A 24,339-nucleotide genomic window follows, 5' to 3' on the forward strand; every position below is an offset into this window, starting at 1 on the left:
CGGGCCTTCTCGCTCAGTGAGAGTCGCCGGCGCGAGCACTCAGGAACCGGCGACGCATCGCCTCCGCGACATCGGGAACCGACGAGGGAGCAGGGGCTGCAGAGGGCAGGTCGAACTCCAGGGCCGAGAGCCGGGCCCCCTCCGTGGCGTCGGGCTGGGTCGCTGCGACGATGAGCCGCTCGGAGCGGGCGAACGTGTTGACCACCCGATGCTTGATCAGCCAGCGGTCGTCCTCACGGGTGAAGACGTCGAGGTACCACCCGCTCGATCGGGCCTCGATGATTCCGCTGTGCTCGGGAGTGTCAAGGTCGACGTGGACGACGGCGGCATGGGGAGTCTCCACGAAGGCGCGGTCTCCGTCCAGCCTGATCGCACTCTCGGAGAGCACGTGGTGCGACCGGAAGGTCTGGCGGACCCGCCACGTGGCGAACTCGTGCGCGTTCCCGTTGAAGACGCCGTGGACCTCGTAGGCATCCGGGTGGTAGCAGCTCCGGATCAGGTCGGCGTCGAGACGGTCCACACCCCGCACGTAGCGCGCCAGCACGGCGCGGATCGCGCTGTGTGCGTGGTGCTCCGCGATGTCGTTCACTGGTCGTAGGTGATCCGGAGCCGGTCGCTGAGCGGGACTGCCTGGCACCCGAGCACGATGCCCTCGGCGATGTCCTCGGCCTCGAGGACCTCGTTGCGCTCCATCTCCAGGTCCCCCTCGAGGACGATGCAGGCGCACGCGCTGCAGTTGCCCTCACGACACGAGTACGGCGCCTCGAGGCCGGCGGCCAGCAGCACGTCGAGCAGCTTGTTGCTGCGCGGCCACGCCAAGGTCGTCGTCGCTCCGTCGAGGGTGACCTCGACCGTGCTGGTCGGGCCGGCGTCGTCGAGCTCGACGACCGAGTCGGCGAACGGGTCGCTTCCCAGCGAGAGGAACTTCTCGTGGTGCACACGATCCGGGGTGACCCCGGCCTCGGAGACCGCGGCCGTCACCGCGTCCATGAACGGCTCCGGGCCGCACATGAACACGTGCCGGTCCGCCCACATCCCGGCGAGCTGCTCCAGGGTCCGCGCCCGGGGCAGTCCCTGCACCGACTCGAGCAGGTGGATCACCTGCAGGCGGTCGTCGTACGCCTTCTCGAGAGCGACCAGCTCGTCACGGAAGATCACCGACTGCTCGTCGCGGTTGGCGTAGACCAGTGCGACCTTGCCCGAGCCCTCGTGGAGTGCGGTCTTGAGGATCGACATGACCGGGGTGATCCCGCTGCCCGCGGCGAAGAGCAGGAAGTCGACGTCGAGGGAGCGCGGGGTGAACGTGCCGGACGGCGCGAGCACCTCGATCACGTCGTCGACCCCGAGGTGGTCGCACACCCAGTTCGAGCCGTAGCCGCCCTCGGTTCGCTTGACCGTGATCTTCAGCCGCTCGTCCAGGGACGGTGAGCTGGACAGGGAGTAGCAGCGCGCGGCGCCGCCCTCACGATCGGTGGGGATGTTCAGGGTGAGGAACTGGCCCGGCCGGTAGCCGAAGTGGGAGGCGTCCGCGACCTCCGGCTCGACCACGATCGAACGGGCGTCCGGGGTCTCGGCGATCACCTCGACCACACGGACCTTGAAGGCGCGCTGCTGCGACATGGTCCGGTCCCTACCGCTGCGGGTCTGCCACGGGGGCAGCGGTGCGCACGGCGTGCCGGGCTGCCACGTAGCCGAAGACGATCGAGGGCCCGATGGTGCCGCCGGCTCCGGGGTACTCGTTGGCCATCACCGAGGCGGACGTGTTGCCGGTCGCGTAGAGGCCCTCGATCACGGAGCCGTCGGCCCGAAGGACGCGGGCGTGCTCGTCGGAGACCAGGCCTCCCTTGGTGCCGAGGTCACCGGCCTCGACCTTGACCGCGTAGTAGGGCCCCCTGTCGAGGGTGTCGATCGCCGGGTTCGGCAGGGTGGGGTCGCCGTAGTAGCGGTCGTAGGCGCTGTCCCCGCGACCGAAGTCGGCGTCCTTGCCGGACCGGGCGAAGCCGTTGAACCGCTCGACGGTCGCGGTCAGGCTGTCGGCGGGCACGCCGATCTTGCCGGCCAGTCCGGCGATCGTGTCGTCCTTCACCACGGTGCCCGCGTCGTACCACGGTGCCGGGAAGTCGACCCCGGGCAGCACCCGGGCAAACGGGTAGCGGGACCGGGCCTTGGCGTCCATGACGAACCAGACGGGGATGTGGCCGCCGTCCAGCTGGTCGTGCACGAAGTTGACGTACGGCGCGGCCTCGTTGGTGAACCGCTCGCCGGTGCGCGCCGAGACGATCACCGAGGGCGGGATGGACCGCTCGGAGACCAGGGGCACGATCGCGCCGGCGGGGTGCTTGACCGACGGCATCCACCAGGCGTCGTCCATGAAGTCGGTGTCAGCGCCGAGACGCTCGCCGGCCAGGATGCCGTCGCCGGTGTTGCTCCGGGCGCCGCCGCTGATGTCGTCCTTGCCGCCCTCGGGCAGGTGCTGCTTGCGCATCTCGTCGTTGTGGTCGAACCCGCCGGTGGCCAGCAGGACTCCCTTGCGGGCGCGGATCCGGGTCGGCACGCCGTCGCGTTCGACGACGACGCCGGTCACGACGCCGTCCTCGACGACCAGGTCGGACATCGGCGTCTCGAGCCAGACCGGAACGCCGGCGTCCTTGAGCGCCAGCCGCAGCCGGGAGACCAGGGCCCGGCCCGTGGTGGCCATGTGGCGGCGGCGGATCACGTTGGAGGAGACCCGCCAGGCGGCGACCACGGACATCCACCGGCCGCGCCAGGTGCGCTTGACCATGGCGAGGTCGTGGTAGTCCTTCGCGGTGACCCAGAGGCCGAGGGGTCCCGCCATGCCGTTGGGGTGCAGGCGCTGCTCGTCCTCCCCCAGCTTGCGGGTGTCGAACGGCTTGGCCTCTACGGAGCGACCCAGCGGCCGCCCACCCTCGAGCTCGGGGTGGTAGTCGGCGTAGCCCTTGACCCAGAAGAAGTCGACCCACTTGCTCTTCTCGAGCAGCTCCATCGCGGCCGGGCCGTTGTCGATGAAGGCATCGATCCGGGCCTGGGAGACCTTGCCCTCGGTGAGGGTGTTGAGGTAGGTGCGGATCGACTCACGGCTGTCGTCGTGACCGGCTCGGCGCAGGGCCGGGTTGTTCGGGATCCAGATTCCGCCACCGGAGATGCCGGTGGTGCCGCCGAACACCGCGGCCTTCTCCACGACCAACGTGTCGAGGCCTGAATCGGCCGCAGTCAGGGCTGCCGCCATGCCGCCGCCACCGCTGCCGACAACGACGAAATCAACCTCGTGGCTCCATGTCTCTTCCATGGTCGAGGACGCTAGTCAAACCGCTCCGAAGCGCCGTCGCGGATCCCGATCACCGGGACCCGATCGCCCTCGCCGGAACGCCGGCGGCGGTAGCCTTGGGGCTGGGGACGACACACGACCCCAGCCTTCTGCGATCCGGAGGACCCAGCGTGACCGCCGACGTTCTCGAATCCGTGAGGACACTGCTGCCCGACATCCGGAAACGAGCCGAGCGCACCGAGCTGGACCGCAAGGTCTCGACGCAGACCATGTCGGCGCTGACCGCGACCGGGCTGTTCCGGATGCTCCAGCCGCGCACCCACGGTGGCCTCGAGAGCGACCCGAAGACGTTCTTCACCGCGATCCGGGCGGTGGCCGCCGCCTGCGGTTCGACGGGCTGGGTGGCCTCGATCATCGGCGCCACCCATTGTCACGTGGCACTCATGGAGCCCCAGGCAGCCGAAGACGTCTGGGGCAAGAACCCGGACGCCCGGGTCACCGCGTCGTACGGTCCCGTGGGGCGGATGACGCCGGAGTCCGACGGCTATCGACTCAGTGGCGAGTGGAACGCCGCGGCCGGAGCCGAGCACGCGGACTGGTTCCTGCTCGGCGCGCTCCTGGTCGGACCGGCCCACGACGTCGTCGACTACTCCGTGGCGCTGGTGCCGCGCTCGGACCTGACGCTGACCGATGACTGGAACGTGGTGGGACTGCGCGGCAGCGGCAGCAAGGGCGTGGTGGTCAGCGGTGTGGTCGTCCCCGCCCATCGGGTCTACGCGTCGATTGGCCGCACGCGGGTGGAGGAGCGTCGGAGCGAGCCCGGGACTCCCGCGCTCTACCGCATCCCGCTGATCGCGGTCTACAGCACCTCCATCAGCGTCCCGCTGGTCGGCACCGCCGAGGGAGCCTACGACTACCACCTCGACCGGATGCGCGACCGCGCCCAGTTCAGTCACGGCGGCAGCAAGGGCAATGACGACAACTTCCTCCATGCCGCCCTCGCCCGCGGGTTGACGGAGCTTGATGCGACGGTGCTCCAGGTCGATCGCAACCTCGACGAGCTGTACGACCTGGCAACCCGCAACGCGGCGATCCCCGTGGAGACCCGGTTGCGCGCTCGACGCGACCAGGTGCGCAGCACGGAACGGGCAGTCGAGGCCATCGACCTGCTGCTCAAGGTCTCGGGCGGGCACGGCGTGCGCAACAGCACCGTGATCCAGCGATGCTGGCGTGACGTGCACACGGGCGCGGCACACCTGGTGAACAACGTCGAGCAGAGCCTGGTCCCCTACGGGCGTTGGGCGTCGGGATACGGGGTCGACGACGCCCTGATCCTGTCCTGAGCACTCCTGCACGAGCACCATGAAGAAGGGTTCCATCCGATGACTTCGACCGACGCCGACGGTGCGTCCTCGGCCCCTCCCTCCATGGTCGAGCGCATGACCCTGATCCTGGAGATGTTCGACGACCGCGCCGTGCGGCTGCGTCTCGACGAGGTCTCCAGCGGCACGGGTCTGCCGCGGTCGACCAGCCACCGGATCCTCGAGCAGCTGGTGCGCCTGCGCTGGCTGCGGCACAGCGAGGGCGGCTACGGCCTCGGCCAACGGGCCATCCAGCTGGGCGGCGACGTCGGGCACCACGACCAGCTGAGGTCGGTCGCCGTGCCGCTGCTCCAGGAGCTGCACGACAAGACCGGTCGCGTGGTGCAGCTGGGGATCCTCGACTTCTCCGACGTGGTCTACCTCGACCAGTTCGGTGCCGGCTCCCTGCCCGGGCTGCCGAGCCGCGTGGGCGGCCGGGCACCGGCGTACGCCGTGGCGTTGGGAAAGGCGCAGCTCGCCTGGGTGACGCCCGAGGAGGTCGATGCGCTGTTCGAGGGCGGTCTGCGACCCCGCACCCCCGCCACCATCACCGATCTGTTCGTGATGCATCAGGAGCTTCGCCGGATTCGCGGCCGGCACGGCCTGACGTTCGAGAAGGACGAGTACGTGCAGGGCGTCTCCGGAGTGGCCTCGGCGATCCGCGGTCCCGAGGGACCCGTGGCCGCCGTCGCGCTGTGTGGCTCCTCGGCCAAGCCCCTTGAGCGCTATGTGCCGCTGGTGCTCGACGCCACCCGACGGATCTCCCAGCGACTGTTCCCCGACAGCTCCCCCGAGGACCGGCCGTCCACCGTCTGGTCGGACGGCATGATGGAGAACATCCTCGCCCGGCTCGACGACGATGCCATCATGTGAGTCCCGACGTGCGGGTCCGTGTCAGGCGGGTGCCCCGGCCGTCTCCTTGAGCGCGATGTTCTGCTCGACCTCGGCGGTCCAGGCCTTCACTGCGGCGGTGGTGTCGATCTCGAACTCGAAGCGATCGGTCATCTCGGGGGTCACGTCGGCGACGTCGACGTAGAACTGCTGGTACCAACGGCGCAGCTGGTAGACCGGGCCGTCCTCCTCGCAGAGCAGCGGNGCGGGTCTTGTTCTTCCAGATCTCGACGTCCTGCATGAAGCCGGTGAGGATCCCCTGCCCGGTTCGCTGGGCACCGGCCTCCGCGGCCTCGGCCGTCATGCCCTCGCGTCGCTTGACCCTGAGCCCGAAGATCAGCATGAAGCTGTTGTTGTCGATGGGATAGTGGGCGTTGATCAGCACCGACGGGTTCGACCCGTCCTCGAACTTGTGGTCGAGGTGGTCGATCATGAACGACGGTCCCCAGTAGGCGGCCTCCGACTCGGAGCCGATGAACTTGGGGGCATCCGCAGCAGCGACCGCATCCTGCTGGTGCACGACGTCCTCGCGTTGGACACCGTCGAAGTACTGCGTGGCGACGTGTCCCTCGAAGACGTTCTTGAAGTACGTCGGGAACGACTTGTGCACGTAGAAGAAGTGCGCCATGTCGACCACGTTGTCGATCACCTCGCGACAGTTGGTGTCGACGACCATCTGGTTCCAGACCCAGTCGGTCCACTCACCGTCGTTGAACTTCTCGATGACCGGAATGGTGACCTCCGCAGGCGGCGGGTTGCCCTCGGGGTCGTTCCAGACGAAGAGCATGCCGTCCTGCTCGAGGGTCGGCCAGGCCGCGGTGCGGGCCCGCAGCGGGACTNCCGTGTCGTCCTCGCCGACGAAGACCACGAGCTTGGTGCCGAACGCGGTGATCGAGTGCGGCTGCCCGTCACGGAAGTCCCGGGCCAGGCCCAGGCAGTGCCAGCCACGCGCGAACCGCGTCTCGACCTCGGCCGCCTCGATGGTGCGGACCTCGTTCTCGTTGATCTCGGCTACTGACATGCTCAGCACGTTCCCTTCCGCCTGCAGGCCGACTGGTGTCGACCTGCTTCCACTGGTTCGGGAAACGTAACGACGGCGAAGGGGCACTCCGGGGGCGATCCTGATGATCGGGACTGCCGCCGGAACCAGCCTTGCGGCGGCCCGGCGGCAGTCCCGGTCGGTGGAACGTGTCGCGACCCGAGGGTCAGAAGCCGGCGCCCGCCGACATGCCACCGTCGATGACGAACTCCGAGCCGGTGGAGTAGCTCGAGCTGTCGCTCGCCAGGAAGAGCACCATCTCGGTGACCTCGTGGGCGTAGGCCATCCGAGGGATCGGGATGTTGGCCATCGGTCCGTTCGAGCTGTCCACGTCGTCCTCGGCCCTGCCCAGCATCGGTGTAGCCACACCTGCTGGATGGACCGAGTTGACCCGGATGCCCTTGGGGCCGAGCTCGATCGCCGCCGACTTGGTCAGGCCCCTCACCCCGAACTTGCTGGCTGCGTAGGCGGTCAGGTTCATCCCGCCGACGAGCCCGTTGAGCGAGGAGATGTTCACGATCGACCCGCCTTCGCCCATCACCGCGCTTGCGTACTTCAGCCCGAGCCACTGCGAGACCAGGTTGACGTCGATGACCCGACGAAAGTCCTCCAGGGAGGTCGAGTCCAACGACCCGAAGCCCAGGATCCCGGCGTTGTTGACGAGGACGTCGACCCTGCCGAAGGTCGTCATGGCGAGGTCGACGATCGCCGCCCACCCTTCCTCCGACGTGGCATCGTGCGGCAGGAAGCGACAATCCTCCCCCAGCTCCTTCTCGAGCAGCCGCCCCTCGTCCTCCAGCACGTCGCCGAAGACGACCCGTGCGCCCTCGCGCAACAGCCCGCGCACGTGCGAAGCGCCCATGCCGCGGGCACCTCCGGTGACGATCGCGACTCTTCCGTCCAGCTTGCCCATGTGTCGGTGTCCTCTCGAGTGGGGTGCCCGGGTGCTTCGGCAACTGGACGCTAGGCGCGATCCAGAGGACCACTGACACACGATCCCGGACACCGGGATCGTCGCCAGGGACGTGATCCGGGCCACTTAGCGTCAGGAACAAGTCACCTCCACCGGACCGTGGTCCGGCCACCACGAAGGAGAACCATGCACCGGTTCGAAGGCAAGAACATCCTCATCACCGGAGCCTCCTCGGGCATCGGCCAGGCGTCCGCTGTCCGCTTCATCGCCGAAGGTGCCACCGTGTTCGGCCTCGGCAGGAGTGCCGAGGGCCTGAAGGAGACCGAGGGCCTGGTCGAGGACCCGGCGCGCTTCCGCTCCCACTTCGTCGACATGACCGACGACGACAGCATCGTCGATGCCGTGCGGGCCGCAGGTGAACAGCTCGACGGCCGCATCGACGTCGTGTGCAACGTCGCCGGCGTCTCGCTGCGCACCCCCATCGACACCTTCGACAGCGACCTCGCGCGCAGGATCGCCCAGATCAACTTCATCGGCCCCCTCTTCCTGATCAACCAGGCACTGCCGTTCATCCCTGCGGGCGGCACGAGCAGCATCATCAACATCGCCTCGACGTCGGCCACGCAGGCCGTGCCGACGATGGCGTCGTACGCCGGGTCGAAGGCCGCGATCGTCTCGGCCTCGCTCACCTTGGCGATCGAGCTGGCCCCGCAGCGGATCAGGGTCGTGCCGATCTCCCCCTCCGGCGTGCAGACGAAGATGATGTGGGAGATCTGGGAGCAGATGAAGGACTACCAGGGCGAGTGGCTCAGCCGCCTGATCCACCCGTGGGGCCAGGAGGAGTCCGCCACGGCCGACGACATGGCCGCCGTGATCGCCTTCGCCGCATCGGACGAGGCGCGCTACTGGAACGCCTCGGAGCTGCGGCTCGACGGCGGCGCCCGCGCGTCGTTCTGAACCGTCCGACCCTTCGAACGAGGAGTACCCCTGTGGAGAAACTGATCTATGCCGTGACCTGGCCGGCCGACGCTGACACCGAAGAGCTGTCCACCCGTCTGCGAGGACCCGTGGCCGACGAGCTCCGAGCCTCCGGCGCGCGTGGTCTCCAGGTCAACGTCTCCGACTCAGCCGTCGCGTCGGCGACCCTGCGACGCCCTCCGTCCGGACACCGGGTGGACGCCGTGGTCAGCCTGTGGGTGGACAGCTGGCGCGACGCCGTCCGTGGGCCGTTGGAGCGTTCCCTGCTCTCGGTGGCTGACACGATCGCCGGTTGGGTGGTCACCGAGAGCGTCCCGATCGAGCCGTCGGACCCCTCACCGGGCGAACGGACACCCGGCCTGTCGAACATCGCCTTCATCCGACGGCGGGAGGCGATGTCGCATCCGGACTGGCTCGACTACTGGCACAACCACCACACGGACGTCGCGATCGAGACCCAGGCCAGCATCGGATACGTCCAGAACACCGTGGTGCGCAGTCTCACGGCCGATGCCTTCCCGGTCGACGCGATCGTGGAGGAGCTGTTTCCCATCGAGGCACAGTCCGACCAGCACGTCTGGTACGGCAGCGGCGGCGACCAGCGCGAGCTCGATCGCCGCATGGGCCTGATGTTCGAGAGCTGTGCGAAGTTCCTCGGCCCTGACGTCGGCGTCGTGCCCTCCAGCCGGTTCGTGCTGAGCTCGCCGTTCGCCTGAGTGGCTGGTGCCGGCAGGGCAGGCGCATCCGGCTGCCCTGCCGGACGCAGGTCTCCTACTTCGTGGGGAGTCTGCGACCGTGGTCGGCCAGGTAGTGCGCGCTCAACGCCGGCGGCTCGGGGTCCTGGGTGACGGTCTCGTAGATCCGGAAGTAGCCGGTCTCGATGATCTGCCAGGCACCGTCGGTCTTGAGGTACTGGTCTGTGTAGATCGCGGTTCCGACCGTGGTGCACGCCCGGGCCAGGTTGATCGCGACGTCGGAGAGGTACCACTTGCCGGTCGCCTCGGTGGGGCTGTGGACGTCGATCTCGGGGTGGTGGCCGTTGTGCTGGCCGACGAACTCCGCGTGGAAGGAGTTGGCGAGCGTCTCGAGGTAGTCATCCCGGTTGTCGAACTCGAGGCGGTAGCGCCCACCCACGATGTTCGCGCGCATCTTCGGGTGCAGCAACTCCCGGAGCTCGCACCAGTTCGCCGTGTCCAGGCACCGGAAGTACGCGTACTTCACCCGCTTGATCGCCTCGATGTCCTTCAGGACCCGGACGTCGTCGCGCAGCTGCTCGAGCTCGGTCGTGTCCATCATGGTTCCTGCGTCGTGGAGCCGTCGCCGCCGGCCCGGCCGGCCGCCTTGTTGAGTCGTGCCGTGCTCACGAGACCCGGGTCCCGGCCGAGAAGTGCTCGTCCATGTAGCCCGCGAACCTCGCGTCCACCTCGGCCTCGGTCAACCCGAAGTCGGACAGCGAGTAGCGGTGATCCGGCCGTCGTTCGCTGGCCTTGCTCTCCTCGTGGCTCGCGGCGACCGCCTCCTTCACGTCGTCCCCGAGTGGCAACCCGAAGGTGTCGTGGATCCTGGCCACCACCCCCGGCGCGTCGGCGACGAAGTCCTCGTAGTGGACGTCGACGAACTGCTCCTCGGGATACTTCAGGCGGGCCTCGGCAAAGCGCTCCACGCCGTGCGCCCACAGCTCGAGGCAGTTCTGCCCGACCATCTTGGCGGTGTAGGTCGTCGAGGTGCCGGCGCTGGCATGCTGGTTCAGGCTGCTGACCGACGCCACGATCGTGCGCGGATGACGATGGGTCTGGATGATCAGGGCGTCCGGGTAGGTCGCCATCAATGCGTCCAGGCCGAAGAGGTGGCTCGGGCTCTTCAGCACCCAGCGCCTGTCCGGGTCGTTGAGCCCGATCATCCGCAACATCTCGCGATGGGCGTCGTACGCCGGCGTCAGGTCCTGCCCGGCCAGCCATTCCGAGTAGCCCGGAAGGTGCGCGGTGTTCTGGAACGCGATCGAGCGCATCGACAAGCGCTCGGCGCGCCAGCACTCCTCGACCGTGTCCGGTGACATGAAGTGGATGCCCTTCATATCCGGGTTGGCCGCGTGGTGCGCATCGAGGAACTGCTGCATGTGCTGGTGGTCGGGATTCTCGGCCCAGGCAGAGCGCGGCGGCCGCGGCTGCGGCGCCTCTGTCAGCCAGTGCTCCATGCCTTGGCTCTGCGGGTCGAGGCAGAGCAGCCGGTGCAGCGCAGTGGTGCCGGTGCGCGGCAGGCCGGTCACGAAGATGGGCCGCCGGATCTCCACCTGGGCAGCCTGCGGCCAGCGGGCGTAGGCCTGCTGCAGGCGGAGCCTGGTCTCCAGGACCGTGCCCAGCATGGCCCTGGTGCGCACCACGCCTGCCTCGGTGAGCCCGGCGTCACGGACGTAACTGTCCATCAGCACCTGCATCGGCTCCTGGTAGCCGGGGTCGCCGAAGTCGTCGAGCCCGGCGCGGGCCGACGCCGCCTCGTGGAGTTCCTCGATGGTGCCAAGAGTGGTCACGGTGATCCTGGTCCCTCTCCGCGGCCGTTTCGTCGCCGCAGTGTCGTCAGTGGTGGGTGTGGCCGCAGGTCACGTCGACGCACTGGCCGGTGATGCCGCTGGCCATGTCGGAGGCGAGGAAGACCGCCGCGTCGGCGATCTCGTCCGGGGTCGGCAGCCGGCGCAGGTCCGTACCGGCGGCCACCTCGTCGTACACCTCGTCGAAGGTGACGCCCCCGGCCTCGGCCCGTCGCTCGAACGAGCGTCGCACCTTGTCGGCCCAGATGTAGCCCGGTGCCACCGAGTTCACCCGCACGCCGTGGGGTCCCAGCTCCACGGACAGGCTCCGAGCCGCGGCAAGTAGGGCGGCCTTGTCCATGCGGTAGGCGCCGAAGCCGGGCAGCCGGTTGCGCAGCACCATCGAGTTGATCAGGACGACCGCACCACTGTTGGCGATCAGCGTCTTCTGGAGCTGCTGCACCAGTCCGACCGATGCCAGCACGTTGAGGTCCGTCCAGCCGCGGATCGCCTCGACGTCGGTGTCGAGGAGCCGTTCCTGCGGCGGTTGCACGAACGCGCTGTTGAGCAGCGCGTCGACCCGGCCGAACTCGTCGAGCGCCCGCTGCACGAGCTGCTCACGCGACTCCGGGGACGTGATGTCCGTCGGCACCGCGAGGGCACGCCGCCCGAGGGCGGTCACCTCGTCGGCGACCTCGGCCAGTCGCTCCGGCGTCCGCGCTGCCAGCACCACGTGGGCGCCGGCCTGGGCGGAGCGCACGGCCAGGGCCCGGCCCAGGCCGGGGCCGATACCGGCGACCAGCACGACCTTGTCCGTGAGCAGCGGGGCTGCCGCGGCGCGCGGGTTCTCCACGCTCTCGCTCATTTGACCTCGATCCGGACCGGGTGGCGCTCGAGGTAGGCCTCGAACGGCTTGCGGACGTCCTCGGGCTCGACCCCGAAGTGGCCACGCAGGTCGTAGACGATGCGTCCGTCGCGACCCTGGGCGTTGTTGTCGATGAACGCCTGGATCTGGGCCCGCGACTGGTCGGTCATCTCGATGCCGGCCTTGTCGTACACCGCGTTCACCGCCGACCAGTTGTCGGCCACCATCTCGTCGTAGTAGACGTCCACGACCTGGTCCTCGACCAGATGACGATCACGCACTCCCGCCTCCAGCAGGCGTTGGCTGAGGTCGCGCCAGTAGTCCAGGTGATGCGCGTAGTCGATCTCGTGCTGCCAGGTGCGGGCCATGTAGGAGTGCATGGTGGCGGCGGAGACGACCGCACCGACAGGGTCACGATGGGTCTCCACCACGATCACGTCGGGGAACACGTTCACCAGCGCCTGCAGGCACTCGATGTGGGCGGGGTACTTCGTCAGCCAGCGTTCGCCGGGCCGGTGCCAGCTCATCACCTGCATGCACAGCTTCTGGAACTCGTAGTGCTGGGTCTGGTCGTGCGCGAGGTGGTAGTCACGCCACTGCTCGGCGTGCTGGAAGAGGTGCTCGGGATAGGTGCCGGAGAAGTTCGACGCCAGGATCTCGATGTCCTCCTCGATCCGCCACGGGTCCATCGGGTGCCACGACTTGATGTAGGGGTTGGCCGCCTGCGCCATCTCGTAGTTCGCGGCCGCGCGGGTGAACCGGGGGTCGACGCCGTCGGGGCCGGCTCCGTCGCCGCGTCCGGGCACCATCTGGTTGAGCTCCCACAACGGGGCCCCGCGGAACCTCGTGTCGGCCGCGAGGAGGTTGACCAGGTGGGAGGTCCCGCTGCGGAAGAGTCCGCTCACCATCACGGGTGCGGCGATCTCGATGTCGCGCACCTCGGGGTGGCGGGCCGCGAAGTCGTGGATGCGCATCCGGTTGGAGAGGAACTTCGTGGACAGCCCGAGCATCGCCATCCGCGCCATGTTGGTCCGGTTGGGCTCGTGGGCGACGTCGATCCAGACCTGGAGCCGTTCGTCCCAGCCGTCGTCCGGCCCGACCGAGTCGATGCCGGTCGTCGCCCGGGCCGCGGCCAGCACCGCGTCGACGCTGTAGTCGACGGGGTTTGCGTTCGCGTAGTCGACCATCTGCTGTTGGGCAGGTGTCAGGACCGGGTCCAGCAGGTCGTCGAATCTCAGTTCCGTGGCGGCCATGGCGTGCTCCTCAGTCGAAAACGTCCTCTGGGGCAACCTTCGCGGCGGAGGAGGCCGGGCGGCCGGGTGGTCCCAGTGATCGGGATCACCTTTCACCGCCCGGCCGCCCGGCAGCGCCACGTCAGTGCGTGGTCATCACCACGCGTCGCCGCTCCTCCACGCTGGGGCCGTCGACCCGCTCGGCGAGGTCGATGCGGACCTGCTTGAGCCCACCTCGATAGGCGTTGTCACGCGGGAGTGCGGCGTACTCCTCGGTGACGGGGGTGCCCCGGTCACGCCCGACGTCCATGGTCTCGTCCATCGAGAACTGGAAGCCGATCGTGCGCTCGAGGCGGCCCGACCCGCACGCTGCCCCGTCGACGGTCAGGACGACGTCGGCACCCTTGCCCACGCCTCCCCCGTCGTAGGTGACCTCGAGCCCCACCACGTGGTCCCCCGCCGGTACGGCGGAGTCGCCACGGATCCAGGTGCGTTCGCCGGCGCGGTTGAAGCAGTAGACCGGACGGCCGTCCTTGACGTAGAGCGACCAGCCGGAGAACCGTCCGCCCTGGGCGATCAACACACCGTCGGCGCCGCCGTCCGGAACCGTGAGGTCGGCGGTGATCGTGAACGACGTGTTCTTCACGTCGGGCGCGATGCCCTCTCGCAGTCCGTGCATGGACGGCCGCAGGGTGACCGAGCGCCGGTCACCGAGCAGGTCGGGTCGTGGCGCCGCAGCCGGGTCGAAGCGCTCCTGCATGCGGTCGTCCAGCGGCAGCACCTGGTAGCGGCCGGCCTCGACCAGGAACTTCGCCTTGAGCTCCTCGAGCTTCTCGGGGAACTTCTCGGCGACGTTCTCGGCCTGGGTCCAGTCGGAGGTCGTGTCGTAGAGCTCCCAGACGTCCTCGGCGAAGGGCGGAGCCGGGCGGTAGGGCCGGCTCCACGGCATCGACATGTGGCGGGTGACCGCCGTCCAGCCGTGGTCGTAGATGCCTCGGCTGCCATGGATCTCGAAGTACTGCGTGGTGTGGCGTTCCTCGGCGTCGGGGTCGGTGAAGGTGTCGGCGAACGACGTGCCCTCCATGGGCGCCTGGGGCACGCCGTCGACGACGTCGGGCACCGGGATGCCGGCGGCCTCGAGCACGGTCGGCGTCAGGTCGACGCAGTGCTGCCACTGGTGCCGCACGCCGGCCTCGGTGATCCTCTCCGGCCAGTGCACGATCATCCCGTTGCGGGTGCCGCCGTAGTGCGAGGCGTACTTCTTCGACTGCTGGTAGGGGGTGTTCATCGCCAGCGCCCAGCCCGCCGGATAGTGCGGGTAGGTCATCGGGCCGCCCAGCTCGTCGAGCTGCGCGACGATGTCCTCCACCTTGTAGGGCACCCGGTTGAGGTTGCACACGAGGTTGGCCGAGCCGTGGATGCCGCCCTCGGCCGCTGCGCCGTTGTCGCCGAGCATGTAGACGACCAACGTGTTGTCGAGCTGGCCCAGACCTTCGAGGGTGTCGATGAGGCGGCCGATCTGGGCGTCCATGTGCTCGGCGAACTCGGCGTACAGCTCCATCAGCCGCGCGCACACGACGCGCTCGTCGTCGCTCATGCCCTCCCAGTCGGGAATGTCCGGGTCGAACTCCGGCAGGGTGGCGTCCTGCGGCACCAGGCCGAGCTCCTTCTGCCGGGCCAGGGTCTCCTCGCGCTGAGCGGTCCACCCGCGGGAGAACTCCCCACGGTAGCGACCCCGCCAGGACTCGGGCACGTGCAGCGGGTCGTGGCAGGCACCGAAGCTCAGGTAGGTGAACCACGGCCGGTCGGGCTCCAGCGAGCTGACGTTCTCGATCCAGGTGGTGGCCTGGTCGACCAGGTCCTCGGAGAGGTGGTACCCCTCCTCGGGGGTGCGCGGCGGCTCGATCGGGGTGAAGCCGTCGATGAGCGCCGGCGTGAACTGGTTGGTCTCCGCGCCGATGAAGCCATAGAACCGATCGAAGCCCTCGTTCAGCGGCCACCGGTCGAAGGGTCCGGTCTCGCCGACCTCCCACATGGGCGTCTGGTGCATCTTGCCGAAGGCACCGGTCAGGTAGCCGTTGCCGGACAGGATCTGCGGCAGCGTGGCCATCGTGTCGGGTCGGATGCAGTCGTAGCCGGGCGACGAGGTGGCCATCTCCGGCACGGTGCCCATGCCGGCGCTGTGGTGGTTGCGACCGCTGAGCAGCGAGACCCGGGTCGGCGCGCAGATCGCGGTGGTGTGGAACCTGGTGTAGCTCAGCCCGCCCGCTGCCAGTCGGTCGGCGGTCGGCATCCGGCAGGGTCCGCCGTACGCCGACGAGGCCCCGAAGCCCATGTCGTCGACGAGGACGACGAGCACGTTGGGCGCACCCTCCGGCGGGGTGACCCGTTCCCTCACCGGGTACGCCGGATCCTGGTGGACGCGGTCGACGGAAGGCGCAATCGTCTGCCGTGGTTGGGGAATCGGCAGGATCTTGCGGTTCACGGTGTCTCCTGGTGCGTCGGTGTGGTCGGTCATGCGTCGGTGGTGCGGCTGGCCGCCATGTCGAGTGCCGCGAGGTGGCTGAAGACCATGCTGGTGCCCACCGGGTTGCCACCTCCGGGGTAGACGGTGCCGCTCGGGGCCGCCATCGAGTTGCCGGCGGCGTACAGGCCACGGATCACCGCGCCCTCCGCGTCCAGCACGCGCGCGGAGGCGTCGGTGCGCAGCCCGCCCTTGGTGCCCAGGTCGGAGAGGCCGAAGGCCGCCGCGTGGAACGGGCCCTTCTCGATCGCCACGAGCGGAGACTCACCGCCGGAGAAGGACCGGTCGTAGGGCTCGTCGCCCCGGTTGAAGTCGTCGTCGTGGCCGGCCTCGACGAAGCCGTTGAAGCGGGCGACGGTCTCGGCCAGCCGGTCGGCCGGCACGCCGATCTTCACCGCCAGCTCGTCCAGCGTGTCGGCGCTGAACCACAGCCCGGCCTCCTGGTAGTCGCGGGTCTCCCCCGCCGGCACGCTGGTCGCCCGCACCGGGGGACGCTCGCCGTCGCGGTCGTCGTAGACCATCCAGAACGGCAGCGTCACGTCACCGGCGGCGATCCGGTCGATGACCTCGCGACCGATCCGGTCGTAGGCCCACGACTCGTTGACGAACCGCTCACCGTTGTCGTCGACGAAGATCCCGCCCGTGAACCAGAGGGAGAACGTCGAGGAGCCGTCAGGGTGGGTCAGCCCCGGTGACCACCAGGCCTCCTCCATCAGGTCGGTGTCGGCACCGACGGCGATGCCGGCCTGGATGCCCAGGCCCAGGTTCGTCGCCGGGCCCATGGCGTCACGGGTCGCGCCGGGCACGCCGTACGTCGTCCGCATCTGCTCGTTGTGCTCGAAGCCACCGGCCGCGACCAGGACACCACGCCGGGCGCGGATCCGGCGACGGACTCCGGCCTGGGTGACGACCGCGCCGACGACTGCCTCGCCCTCACGGACCAGCTCGTCGCAGGTGGTGTCCAGGCGTAGGTCGACCGCGTCGCGACGGGACAGCGCGAGCAGCAACCGGCCGATGAGTGCCTGTCCGCCGTCGATGCTCTCGGGCAGCGGCGCGCCGGCGCGCTCGACCGGGAGGGTGGGGCGCAACGAGTCGCGCAGGGACCCGAGCTCGTCGGGTCGCAGCGACTTCGTCATGATGTGTCGACCGGTGGCGCTGGCCTTCGGCGCCGAGCCGTAGTAGTCCGGCCACGGGAAGACCATGAACTCGAAGTCGTCGTCCTGCTCGAGGTAGTCGACGAGGCGGGCGCCGTTCTCCAGGTAGGCGTCCTGGAGCTCCCGAGGGGTCCGGTCACCGACGATCGATCGGTAGTACGTCGCGGCGTCCCGGAAGGTGTCGGTGCTTCCCGCCCGCTCCAGCACGGCGTTGCAGGGGAACCACATGCCGCCGCCCGAGTAGGCGGTGGTGCCGCCGAAGTGGTCACTCGCCTCGGCCAGGATCACGCTGAGTCCCTCACGTGCCGCGGTGTAGGCGCCGGTGAGTCCACCGCCACCCGAGCCCACCACGAGCACGTCGCACTCGTCGTCCCACTCCGTCGTCGTTGTCACGTCGCTCATTCGAAGGCCATCCCGATCTCTCGTTGTCTTGCCAGGGTTTCCGGTCCGGTGCCGGGAGCGTGTGCCCCCGGCGTCCAGGTGACTGCGTGCAGGTCTCCGCTCCAGGCGAAGGTGCCCTCGCCGTCGAAGCGTTCCCAGCTCACGGGTGAGCCGCGGTCGATGCCGATGTCGATGCCCTGGAACATCGCCTGTCCCATCGGCATGACCAGGCCCTCGGCGCTGCCGCGGTCCTCGCCCGCCACTCGAGCCCGCACGTCGACCAGCAGACCGCCGGTCTGCGCCTCGACGTCGAGCACGATCTGCTGCCGGCCGGCGGTGAGGAGCCCGAGGTCGAGCACGTCGACGGTGCCCGAGTGGTTGTGGAAGTAGCTGAGCCGGTCGCCGTCGACCGACAGTGAGTAGCCGCCGCTCTGGCAGCCGTGCGCGAAGAGCACGCCACGGTCGCCGGGGCTGAAGTCGAGATCGACCGTGACGGTGAAGGAGCGCCGGTAGACCAGCATCAACGACCGGTAGCGTTCCAGCGTCGGCGTGCCGGGAACGAGTCGCACCGGCAGTGCGTAGACGTCCTCCCGCTCGGGTCGCAGGTTGCGCATCAGGCCCGAGCCCTCGTTGAGCGGGAACACCTGGTTCTCCCAGGCGGCGCGGTCCCAACGGGCGGCGAGCTCGGCGACGAGCTCCGGGTGCTCCTGCGCCAGGTCACGGGTCTCGGTCGGGTCGGTGCGTACGTCGTACAGCTGCCACTCGTGGTCCCCGAACGGGGTCAGCGGCCGGTGCCTGGTCACGATCTCCCAGCCGTCGCGGTAGTAGCCGCGGTGCCCCTGCATCTCGTAGTACTGCTCACGATGGGTCTCGGGCGCGGTCTCGTCGGAGAACGTGGCCAGGAAGCTGCTGCCCGCCAGGGGCTTGAGGGGTACGCCGTACCGCTGGTCGCTCGCCGTCGCCCCGGTGACCTCGAGGATGGTGGGGAACAGGTCGGTCACGTGGACGTACTGCCGCCGCAGACCGCCGCCGTCGGCGGAGAGCCCGGCCGGCCAGCTGACGATCGTCGGCACGGAGTGCCCGCCGGCATGGGTGTTGGTCTTGTAGAGCCGGAACGGCGTGTTCGAGGCCATCGCCCAGCCGCGTGGGTAGTGCGGCAACGACCGTGGTCCGCCGATCTCGTCGATGCGGGCGAGGTCACGGTCGAACTCGGCGTCCAGCCCGGCACCGCCGCCGTGGTAGTGCCGGAGCACGTCGAAGTACTGGCTGCTCCCCTGCGTCTCACCGTCGCGGGAGGCCCCGTTGTCGGAGGTGAAGAGCAGGAAGGTGTTGTCCCACTCGCCGATCTCCTCGAGCGCCGCGCGGAGCCGGCCCAGCGAGGTGTCGACGGACTGCACCATCGCGGCGTACACCTCCATGTAGCGGGCGAACACCTGCTTGCGCTCCGCGGGAAGGTCGTCCCAGGCGGGCACGTCGTCGCCCTCCTCGCTGTTGCGCGGAGCGAGGGTCGTGCCCGGCGTGACGACACCCAGCTCCTGCTGCCGGGCGAACCGCTCGGCGCGGATCCGGTCCCAGCCGGCCTCGTAGGCCCCGCGGTGCCGCTCGATGTCGGCGGCCGGGGCGTTGAGAGGCGCGTGCACGGCGCCGTGGGCGAAGTAGAGGAACGCCGGCTTCGTCGGGTCGGAGGCCTTGACCGCGCGCATCATCGCGATCGCCTCGTCGGTGAGGTCGTCGGTGAAGTAGTAGTCGTCGGGGTGCTCGGCGGGCGTGATCCGGCTGTTGTCGCGGTAGAGGGCATGCGGATGGAACATGTCCGTCATCCCGTCCATGATCCCGTAGAACCGGTCGAAGCCACGCTGGAGCGGCCACGACTTCCGGGAGCCGGTGTCGGTGACGTCCGCGTCCTTGCACAGGTGCCACTTGCCGACCATCAGGGTCGAGTAGCCGTTGTCGCGCAGCACCTCGGCGATCGTGCTGACGTCGTCGGCCAGCTCCATCGCCTGGCCGGGGAAGCCCGGGTCGGCGTGGGCGACGTAGCCGATCCCGGCGGCATGCGAGTTGCGCCCGGTCAGCATGGCGGCGCGGGTGGGCGAGCACATCGGCGTGACGTGGAAGTTCGTGTAGCGCACACCTTCGTCGGCGAGGCGGTCGAGGTTCGGCGTCGCGATCTCGGAGCCGAAGCACCCGATGTCGGAGTAGCCCATGTCGTCGCAGAGCACCACGACGACGTTGGGCGCCTTCTCCCCGGCCCGTGGCCTCGGCGGCCACCACGGCTCGGATCCGGCGATGGTGCGACCGACGGAGCCGTCGAAGCCGGCGTACGCGCGCGAGGCCTCGGGCAGGTCGTCCGGGATTCCCCTGGGGTCCGTGGTCATCGCAGCTCGAACCGGCCGCCAGGTGTCGCGAACACGCGCACCTCCTCGCCCACGCCGTCGCCGTCAGTACCGCGCGCGACCGCGACCTTGTTGCGGGCGTTGCGTACGACGTCCAGCACGATCTCGAGCACCTCGGCCGGTGCGAGCTCGTGATGCACCTGGTCGGCAAGGCCGTCCGGGAAGTCGCCGGGTCGGGCCAGGACGGCGTCGGTCAGGCGCAGCGCGACCGTGTGACGGTCGGAGAAGTCGGCAGCCTCGTAGTCGTCGATCTGCGCGAAGAAGCCCTCCGTGCCGCCGGCCGCGAGCGCGTCGGCGTGCCGCAACGACTCGCAGAGACGGCAGTGGTGCAGCCGGGCGCCGCGCAGCCGGACCAGCTCGGTGGTGAGCGGGTCGAGGGTGTCGAGCCTGCTGATCTCCGTGGTCACCCGGTTCAGTGCTTCGGCCAGTCCGACACCGAGGTCGGGCACGACGTCCGTCAGCGGGTCGGTGCCGAACAGCTGCCGGGTCGCCGCACACAGCCGGACTTCGGCGTCGACGGCGTACAGCACGTCGAGCAGCACGTCGGCGTCGTCACCGAGCGCGTCGTGCAAGTCTGCCCGCTGCACGCCGGTGGTCCCCGACACGTCCAGCTGGAACTGCTCCGCGACGGACAGGATCGTCCGGTCTGTCGCCGAGAACGCCGTCGAGGTCGGCCAGTCGGCCAGCTGCTCGAGTCGTACGTCGCCGATCACCGGACGCCACGCGTCGTCGACTCCGAGCAGGTGCGCCGTGCGCAGGCGGACGAGGGCGTAGGTGCCGGAGGGCAGCGACCGGCTCGCCTCACGCTTAGCGCTCTCCACCATGGTGGCGATCGCGTGCAGCGCGTCTTCCGCCCGGCCGGCGAGCTGGGATGCCCGCGCCGAGGGACGCAGCAGCGTCATCACGGCGTCGCCTCCGCGTCGGGAAGGACGACGATTCCGGAGATCAACCCCTCGTCGTCGACGGTGACGAGGTCGGTGGCGGTCATCGACCTGGTGCCGTCGGGCGTGGGGATGTCGACGCGGACCTGGAAGGCGCCCCGGTTGCCGACCACCGTCACGGGCCCGAGCCGGGTGAGCCTGAAGCCCAGGTCCTTGTACTGGTCGAGGAAGGCGAAGATCTCGTCGCGCCCCTTGCGCACGGGAGTGTCGATCGGCTCCTCGTGGGTGGCTGTCGTTGAGAACAGGCTCGCCGTCCTCTCCGGGTCACCGACGGTCATGGCGGCGATGTAGGCGTCGCACACCGCGACAACGGTGTCTCTGCTTGTGCTCATGGGAGGACTCCTCGGCGGGGTGCGAGACAGCCAGGCAGGCTGCCCTCCCGCATGAACGTAGGGAAACCGGTTTCGATCGGCAGCCATGGTCCTACCCACTGGGATCACCGGCCGCTCCCTCCGGACGGTGTCGGCAGGCTGTCGCCGGGACACGGCCGAGGAGGGGACATGGACCGATGACAGCACCCGATCCGATGCAATTGCGCGAGCGCCTGGTGGACGTCGGCGAGATCAGGATGCGGGTCCTCGAGCAGGGCACCGGGCCAGCGGTGGTGATGTGTCATGGTTTCCCGGGCCTCGCCCACAGCTGGCGCCACCAGCTCCCGGTGATCGCAGCGGCGGGTCATCGTGCGGTTGCGGTCGACATGCGCGGGTACGGCGGCACGGACCGGCCCACGGACCCCGCTGCCTACTCCCGGACCCACACCGTCGCCGACCTGGTCGGCCTGCTCGACGCCCTCGCCATCGACGACGCGGTGTTCATCGGTCACGACTTCGGGGCGGGACTGGTCTGGGACCTGCCCCAGTGGGCGCCGGGGCGAGTGCGTGGCCTCTTCCAGCTGAGTGTCCCTCGGGCCGAGACGTCACCGGTGCTGCCGAGCTCGGCGTACGCCCGGGTCGCGACGCAGCACTTCTTCCACATGCACTACTTCCAGCAGCCCGGAGTGGCCGAGGCAGAGCTGGACGCCGACCCCGCCGGATTCCTCAGCCGGGTGTTCTGGGCGCTCAGTGGCGGATACCGCTACGTCGACATCTTCAAGCACGTCAGTGAGGGCAACGGCTATCTCGACGTGCTCCCCGTGGCACCTCGCCTGCCCTGGCCCTGGCTCTCCGAGGAGGAGTTCGGCCACTACGTGCAGGAGTTCACCCGCACAGGCTTCACCGGTGGGCTGAACTGGTACCGCGCCGCGGACCACGTCTGGGCCGAGAAGCAGGAGCGGCCAGACCAGCCGATCACGCTGCCCGTCCTCTTCGTCACCGGCGACCGTGACCCGGTCCGGCAGATCACCGGCGCCGGATCGATGGACGCCATGCGTGCTTCGGTGCCCGGCCTGCTCGGGGTGCACGTGATCCCCGGCGCCGGCCACTTCGTCCAGATGGAAGCACCGACTCAGGTGAACGATCTCCTCGTCGACTTCCTGACCCGGTGACCGGGCGACCGAGGTCCCACCCAACAGGATCACCGACAACGGCTGCACCGGCGCTGTCCAGTCTTGGGCCACCGGTCCTTGGAGGTCCCATGCCCCGCACTGCCCTGCGCTTCACGTTCGCCCTGCCCGACCCGGATCCCGTGCAGCAGTCAGACGTCTTCCGCGCAGCACTGGAGATGGCGCAGTTCGCGGACACGAAGGGCGTCGACCTGATCAGCCTCGACGAGCACCACTCGAGCGGCTTCGGTTGGAGCAGCAACCCCATCCTCACCGGCGGCATGATCCTGGCCAGCACCAAGCGCATCCGTGTCAGCGTGGCCGCGGCGCTCGGGCCGCTGTGGGACCCGATCCGGCTCGCGGAGGACCTCGCGGTCGTGGACCAGGTGAGCGGCGGCCGGATGAGCGTCACCCTCGGCCTCGGCTACCGACCGGTCGAGTACGCGGCGATGGGCAAGGACTTCGGCCAACGCGGCAAGCTGATGGACCAGTTGTTGGAGACGTTGCTGAAGGCCTGGACCGGCGAGCCGTTCGACCGCAACGGCACCACCGTCGCGATCACACCGCGGCCCCTGACCCAGCCGCATCCGTTCATCATGGTCGGCGGCTCGGCGAGGGCGACCGCCCGTCGCGCCGTCCGCTTCCGGCTGCCGCTCCAGATCCCCGACCACCTCCCGGACCTGTTGGCCCACTACGAGGAGCTGTGCCGTGCCGAGGGCATCGAGCCGGTGGCCAACATGGTCGCCGCGCACCGTCCCGGAATGGTGATCCTGCACGAGGATCCCGAGCGCGCCTGGTCGCAGCTGGGCAAGCACCTGATGTGGGAAGCGGTCGAGTACGGCGCCTGGGCCGCCGACGACATGAAGTCGGTGATGCACGTGCGCGGAGTCACGTCGGTCGAGGACGTCCGCGCCTCCGGTCGCTACCGCGTGCTCACTCCGGAGGAGCTGCTCGAGGAGTTGGCCGAGCAGGGTCCGGAGGCATCGGTGACGCTGCACCCCCTGGTCGGCGGGATGCCGATCGACGAGGCCTGGAAGAGCGTGCACCTGCTCACCGACGAAGTCATCCCCCGGCTGCAGGCGCAGCATCTCCCCGGCACCGACCGTGCCGAGCGTTCGGCCAGCACACCATGAGGCGCTTCGACGACCGGTCGGTCCTGGTGACCGGGGCCTCGTCCGGCATCGGCCGGGCGACCGCGGTGCGGCTGGTCGCCGAAGGCGCCCGTGTGTTCGGCGTCGGCCGGGACGACGCCGGCCTGCGGGAGACGCTTCGCCAGGTCGCGGAGCCCGAGCGCTTCACGCCGTTCGTCGCGGATCTCACCGACGAGGACTCACTGGTCTCCGCGGTCGAGGCGGCACGCGCCACGATGGGCTCGATCGACGTGCTGGCCAACGTCGCCGGCATGACCGATCTGACTCCGGCCGACGCCGTCACCGCCGAACAGCTGGCCCACGTCTTCATGGTCAACACCTTCGGGCCGATGCTGCTGTGCCGAGAGGTGATCCCCCACCTGCCGGACGGAACCGGGGTGATCGTGAACGTCTGCTCCACCGCGGCGACGCAGGCTCACCCAGGCATGTCCGGGTACGCCGCCTCGAAGGCGGCGCTCCTGTCCTACTCACTGAGCCTTGCCGTCGAGCTGGGCGAGCGCCGCATCCGGGTGGTGCCGATCTCTCCCGGCGGCGTACGGACCCCGATGATGAACGGAGCCGTCGGTGCCCTGGACCCGACCTGGTACCCACGTCTCGCCACGCTCTGGCACCAACCGGGTGAGCCGAACGATCTCGCGGCCGTGATCGCGTTCGCCGCGTCGGCCGACGGCGCCTACCTGAACGGCGCCGAGGTGCGGGTCGACGGCGGCGCACGAAGCGCCATGTGACGACCGAGTCAAGGATCAGTCAACCCTTCTCGACCATGCATCGCGTGAGGCCCAAGGATCGTGCTTCGTCGAGGTGCTGGCTCACGTCGCCGACCTGGTCGACCTGGAAGGTGCGAGTGTCGAACCACCAGCGACCGTCGTGGACCCGGAAGGTGTCGTGGTAGCGACCGGTGATGATCGCCTGAAGCGGCAACGCCGCTGTCTGTTGGAACACGGTGTAGTAGCTGCGACACGTTGCCGTCCCTGCGCCCTCGTCGACCTCGATGATCGCGTTCGTCGTCACGTGCTTGGTCCGCGGTGTGCCGTCGGCGTAGAGCCTGGTCTGGTAGATCCGGCGGACGGCGTCACTCCCCTCGGCCGGTGGCTCGTCACCACGCACCACGCGACCGTGTGCGAAGAGCGCGGCGACGCCGTCCAGGTCGCCGTCGTCGATGCGTTCGGCGTAGAGGTACAGCAGGTTCTCGATCTCGCGGGCACTGTCCATGGCCTCTCCTCCTG

Annotated in this window: 21 protein-coding genes and 2 pseudogenes; 7 read left to right on the plus strand and 16 right to left on the minus strand. The window is 69.3% G+C overall.

Translation table 11 applies throughout. From position 1 onward, the window contains the following. Positions 1-13: 13 nt before the first annotated feature. From ASH02_RS24575 to ASH02_RS24585, 3 genes are read right to left on the minus strand one after another with little or no spacing between them, the layout of a single operon-like run. On the minus strand, positions 14-589 hold the full coding sequence (locus ASH02_RS24575) for a nuclear transport factor 2 family protein (RefSeq protein WP_057295661.1): 576 nt from the start codon (positions 587-589) through the stop codon (positions 14-16). Continuing rightward, entirely contained in the window at positions 586-1,620 is a 1,035-nt protein-coding gene (locus ASH02_RS24580; RefSeq protein ID WP_057295662.1) for a ferredoxin--NADP reductase, read from the minus strand. The genes ASH02_RS24575 and ASH02_RS24580 overlap by 4 nt, the downstream gene beginning before the upstream one ends. A 10-nt stretch (positions 1,621-1,630) precedes the next feature. Continuing rightward, on the minus strand, positions 1,631-3,307 hold the full coding sequence (locus tag ASH02_RS24585; protein WP_057295663.1) for an FAD-binding protein: 1,677 nt from the start codon (positions 3,305-3,307) through the stop codon (positions 1,631-1,633). Positions 3,308-3,456: 149 nt separating this feature from the next. Between ASH02_RS24585 and ASH02_RS24590 the strand changes: the two genes are divergently transcribed. Further along, on the plus strand, positions 3,457-4,629 hold the full coding sequence (locus tag ASH02_RS24590; RefSeq protein ID WP_057295664.1) for a hypothetical protein: 1,173 nt from the start codon (positions 3,457-3,459) through the stop codon (positions 4,627-4,629). Positions 4,630-4,668: 39 nt separating this feature from the next. Continuing rightward, positions 4,669-5,520 (plus strand): IclR family transcriptional regulator, encoded by an 852-nt coding sequence (locus ASH02_RS27410; RefSeq protein ID WP_082599266.1) that lies wholly within the window; start codon positions 4,669-4,671, stop codon positions 5,518-5,520. A gap of 21 nt (positions 5,521-5,541) precedes the next feature. Here the strand turns inward: ASH02_RS27410 and ASH02_RS27210 are convergent. From ASH02_RS27210 to ASH02_RS24605, 3 genes and pseudogenes are all read right to left on the minus strand, one after another. Continuing rightward, positions 5,542-5,742, minus strand: a pseudogene (locus ASH02_RS27210) (3-ketosteroid-9-alpha-hydroxylase); the annotation flags it as partial. A gap of 1 nt (position 5,743) precedes the next feature. Next, positions 5,744-6,325: pseudogene (locus tag ASH02_RS27215) on the minus strand (3-ketosteroid-9-alpha-hydroxylase); the annotation flags it as partial. Positions 6,326-6,743: 418 nt separating this feature from the next. Then, the gene (locus ASH02_RS24605; protein WP_057295665.1) at positions 6,744-7,490 is read right to left on the minus strand and encodes an SDR family oxidoreductase; all 747 of its coding nucleotides are present in this window, start codon (positions 7,488-7,490) and stop codon (positions 6,744-6,746) included. Between the two features lie 186 nt (positions 7,491-7,676). On the opposite strand from ASH02_RS24605, the gene ASH02_RS24610 reads away from it, so the two are divergent. Then, the gene (locus ASH02_RS24610; RefSeq protein ID WP_056889750.1) at positions 7,677-8,447 is read left to right on the plus strand and encodes an SDR family NAD(P)-dependent oxidoreductase; all 771 of its coding nucleotides are present in this window, start codon (positions 7,677-7,679) and stop codon (positions 8,445-8,447) included. 32 nt (positions 8,448-8,479) lie between these two features. Next, the gene (locus ASH02_RS24615) at positions 8,480-9,184 is read left to right on the plus strand and encodes an EthD domain-containing protein (protein ID WP_056889751.1); all 705 of its coding nucleotides are present in this window, start codon (positions 8,480-8,482) and stop codon (positions 9,182-9,184) included. Positions 9,185-9,239: 55 nt separating this feature from the next. Here the strand turns inward: ASH02_RS24615 and ASH02_RS24620 are convergent, their stop codons facing one another. The 9 genes from ASH02_RS24620 to ASH02_RS24660 form a co-directional block, all read right to left on the minus strand. Further along, positions 9,240-9,761: a nuclear transport factor 2 family protein gene (locus ASH02_RS24620; protein WP_057295666.1), complete on the minus strand. Its 522-nt coding sequence runs from the start codon at positions 9,759-9,761 to the stop codon at positions 9,240-9,242. A 67-nt stretch (positions 9,762-9,828) separates the two neighbouring features. Beyond that, the gene (locus ASH02_RS24625; RefSeq protein WP_235539116.1) at positions 9,829-10,995 is read right to left on the minus strand and encodes a sulfotransferase family protein; all 1,167 of its coding nucleotides are present in this window, start codon (positions 10,993-10,995) and stop codon (positions 9,829-9,831) included. A gap of 46 nt (positions 10,996-11,041) precedes the next feature. Further along, positions 11,042-11,857 (minus strand): SDR family oxidoreductase, encoded by an 816-nt coding sequence (locus ASH02_RS24630; protein ID WP_057295668.1) that lies wholly within the window; start codon positions 11,855-11,857, stop codon positions 11,042-11,044. Next, positions 11,854-13,110: a sulfotransferase family protein gene (locus ASH02_RS24635; protein WP_057295669.1), complete on the minus strand. Its 1,257-nt coding sequence runs from the start codon at positions 13,108-13,110 to the stop codon at positions 11,854-11,856. The genes ASH02_RS24630 and ASH02_RS24635 overlap by 4 nt, the downstream gene beginning before the upstream one ends. 121 nt (positions 13,111-13,231) lie before the next feature. Then, the gene (locus ASH02_RS24640; protein WP_200959239.1) at positions 13,232-15,607 is read right to left on the minus strand and encodes an arylsulfatase; all 2,376 of its coding nucleotides are present in this window, start codon (positions 15,605-15,607) and stop codon (positions 13,232-13,234) included. After that, positions 15,604-17,160 (minus strand): FAD-binding protein, encoded by a 1,557-nt coding sequence (locus ASH02_RS24645; protein ID WP_200959240.1) that lies wholly within the window; start codon positions 17,158-17,160, stop codon positions 15,604-15,606. The genes ASH02_RS24640 and ASH02_RS24645 overlap by 4 nt, the downstream gene beginning before the upstream one ends. Positions 17,161-17,165: 5 nt before the next feature. Continuing rightward, entirely contained in the window at positions 17,166-19,523 is a 2,358-nt protein-coding gene (locus tag ASH02_RS24650) for an arylsulfatase (RefSeq protein WP_057295671.1), read from the minus strand. Next, positions 19,520-20,443 carry a carboxymuconolactone decarboxylase family protein gene (locus ASH02_RS24655; protein ID WP_057295672.1) on the minus strand — a complete coding sequence of 308 codons (924 nt, stop codon included), beginning with the start codon at positions 20,441-20,443 and terminating at the stop codon, positions 19,520-19,522. The genes ASH02_RS24650 and ASH02_RS24655 overlap by 4 nt, the downstream gene beginning before the upstream one ends. Further along, positions 20,443-20,814 carry a nuclear transport factor 2 family protein gene (locus ASH02_RS24660; RefSeq protein ID WP_162262623.1) on the minus strand — a complete coding sequence of 124 codons (372 nt, stop codon included), beginning with the start codon at positions 20,812-20,814 and terminating at the stop codon, positions 20,443-20,445. Before ASH02_RS24660 ends, ASH02_RS24655 begins: the two co-directional genes overlap by 1 nt. A 176-nt stretch (positions 20,815-20,990) precedes the next feature. Between ASH02_RS24660 and ASH02_RS24665 the strand changes: the two genes are divergently transcribed. The 3 genes from ASH02_RS24665 (at position 20,991) to ASH02_RS24675 (ending at position 23,841) form a co-directional block, all read left to right on the plus strand. Further along, positions 20,991-21,965 (plus strand): alpha/beta fold hydrolase, encoded by a 975-nt coding sequence (locus ASH02_RS24665; protein ID WP_057295674.1) that lies wholly within the window; start codon positions 20,991-20,993, stop codon positions 21,963-21,965. Between the two features lie 89 nt (positions 21,966-22,054). After that, a complete protein-coding gene (locus ASH02_RS24670) occupies positions 22,055-23,095 on the plus strand; it encodes an LLM class flavin-dependent oxidoreductase (protein ID WP_057295675.1) in 1,041 nt (346 codons plus the stop codon). Further along, positions 23,092-23,841 (plus strand): SDR family NAD(P)-dependent oxidoreductase, encoded by a 750-nt coding sequence (locus ASH02_RS24675; protein WP_057295676.1) that lies wholly within the window; start codon positions 23,092-23,094, stop codon positions 23,839-23,841. The genes ASH02_RS24670 and ASH02_RS24675 overlap by 4 nt, the downstream gene beginning before the upstream one ends. Positions 23,842-23,860: 19 nt before the next feature. Here ASH02_RS24675 and ASH02_RS24680 read toward each other — a convergent pair whose 3' ends face one another. Then, entirely contained in the window at positions 23,861-24,325 is a 465-nt protein-coding gene (locus tag ASH02_RS24680; protein WP_057295677.1) for a nuclear transport factor 2 family protein, read from the minus strand. Between the last annotated feature and the right edge of the window lie 14 nt (positions 24,326-24,339).

Source organism: Nocardioides sp. Soil796 (assembly GCF_001429525.1).
Classification (GTDB): domain Bacteria; phylum Actinomycetota; class Actinomycetes; order Propionibacteriales; family Nocardioidaceae; genus Nocardioides.

Bases quoted from the DNA above. Each gene is read 5' to 3' on its own strand.
- ASH02_RS24580 (WP_057295662.1), bottom strand. From the start codon at position 1,620: ATGTCGCAGCAGCGCGCCTTCAAGGTCCGTGTGGTCGAGGTGATCGCC.
- ASH02_RS24585 (WP_057295663.1), bottom strand. From the start codon at position 3,307: ATGGAAGAGACATGGAGCCACGAGGTTGATTTCGTCGTTGTCGGCAGC.
- ASH02_RS27410 (WP_082599266.1), top strand. From the start codon at position 4,669: ATGACTTCGACCGACGCCGACGGTGCGTCCTCGGCCCCTCCCTCCATG.
- ASH02_RS24605 (WP_057295665.1), bottom strand. From the start codon at position 7,490: ATGGGCAAGCTGGACGGAAGAGTCGCGATCGTCACCGGAGGTGCCCGC.
- ASH02_RS24610 (WP_056889750.1), top strand. From the start codon at position 7,677: ATGCACCGGTTCGAAGGCAAGAACATCCTCATCACCGGAGCCTCCTCG.
- ASH02_RS24620 (WP_057295666.1), bottom strand. From the start codon at position 9,761: ATGGACACGACCGAGCTCGAGCAGCTGCGCGACGACGTCCGGGTCCTG.
- ASH02_RS24630 (WP_057295668.1), bottom strand. From the start codon at position 11,857: ATGAGCGAGAGCGTGGAGAACCCGCGCGCCGCGGCAGCCCCGCTGCTC.
- ASH02_RS24635 (WP_057295669.1), bottom strand. From the start codon at position 13,110: ATGGCCGCCACGGAACTGAGATTCGACGACCTGCTGGACCCGGTCCTG.
- ASH02_RS24640 (WP_200959239.1), bottom strand. From the start codon at position 15,607: ATGACCGACCACACCGACGCACCAGGAGACACCGTGAACCGCAAGATC.
- ASH02_RS24650 (WP_057295671.1), bottom strand. From the start codon at position 19,523: ATGACCACGGACCCCAGGGGAATCCCGGACGACCTGCCCGAGGCCTCG.
- ASH02_RS24655 (WP_057295672.1), bottom strand. From the start codon at position 20,443: ATGACGCTGCTGCGTCCCTCGGCGCGGGCATCCCAGCTCGCCGGCCGG.
- ASH02_RS24660 (WP_162262623.1), bottom strand. From the start codon at position 20,814: ATGAGCACAAGCAGAGACACCGTTGTCGCGGTGTGCGACGCCTACATC.
- ASH02_RS24665 (WP_057295674.1), top strand. From the start codon at position 20,991: ATGACAGCACCCGATCCGATGCAATTGCGCGAGCGCCTGGTGGACGTC.
- ASH02_RS24670 (WP_057295675.1), top strand. From the start codon at position 22,055: ATGCCCCGCACTGCCCTGCGCTTCACGTTCGCCCTGCCCGACCCGGAT.
- ASH02_RS24675 (WP_057295676.1), top strand. From the start codon at position 23,092: ATGAGGCGCTTCGACGACCGGTCGGTCCTGGTGACCGGGGCCTCGTCC.
- ASH02_RS24680 (WP_057295677.1), bottom strand. From the start codon at position 24,325: ATGGACAGTGCCCGCGAGATCGAGAACCTGCTGTACCTCTACGCCGAA.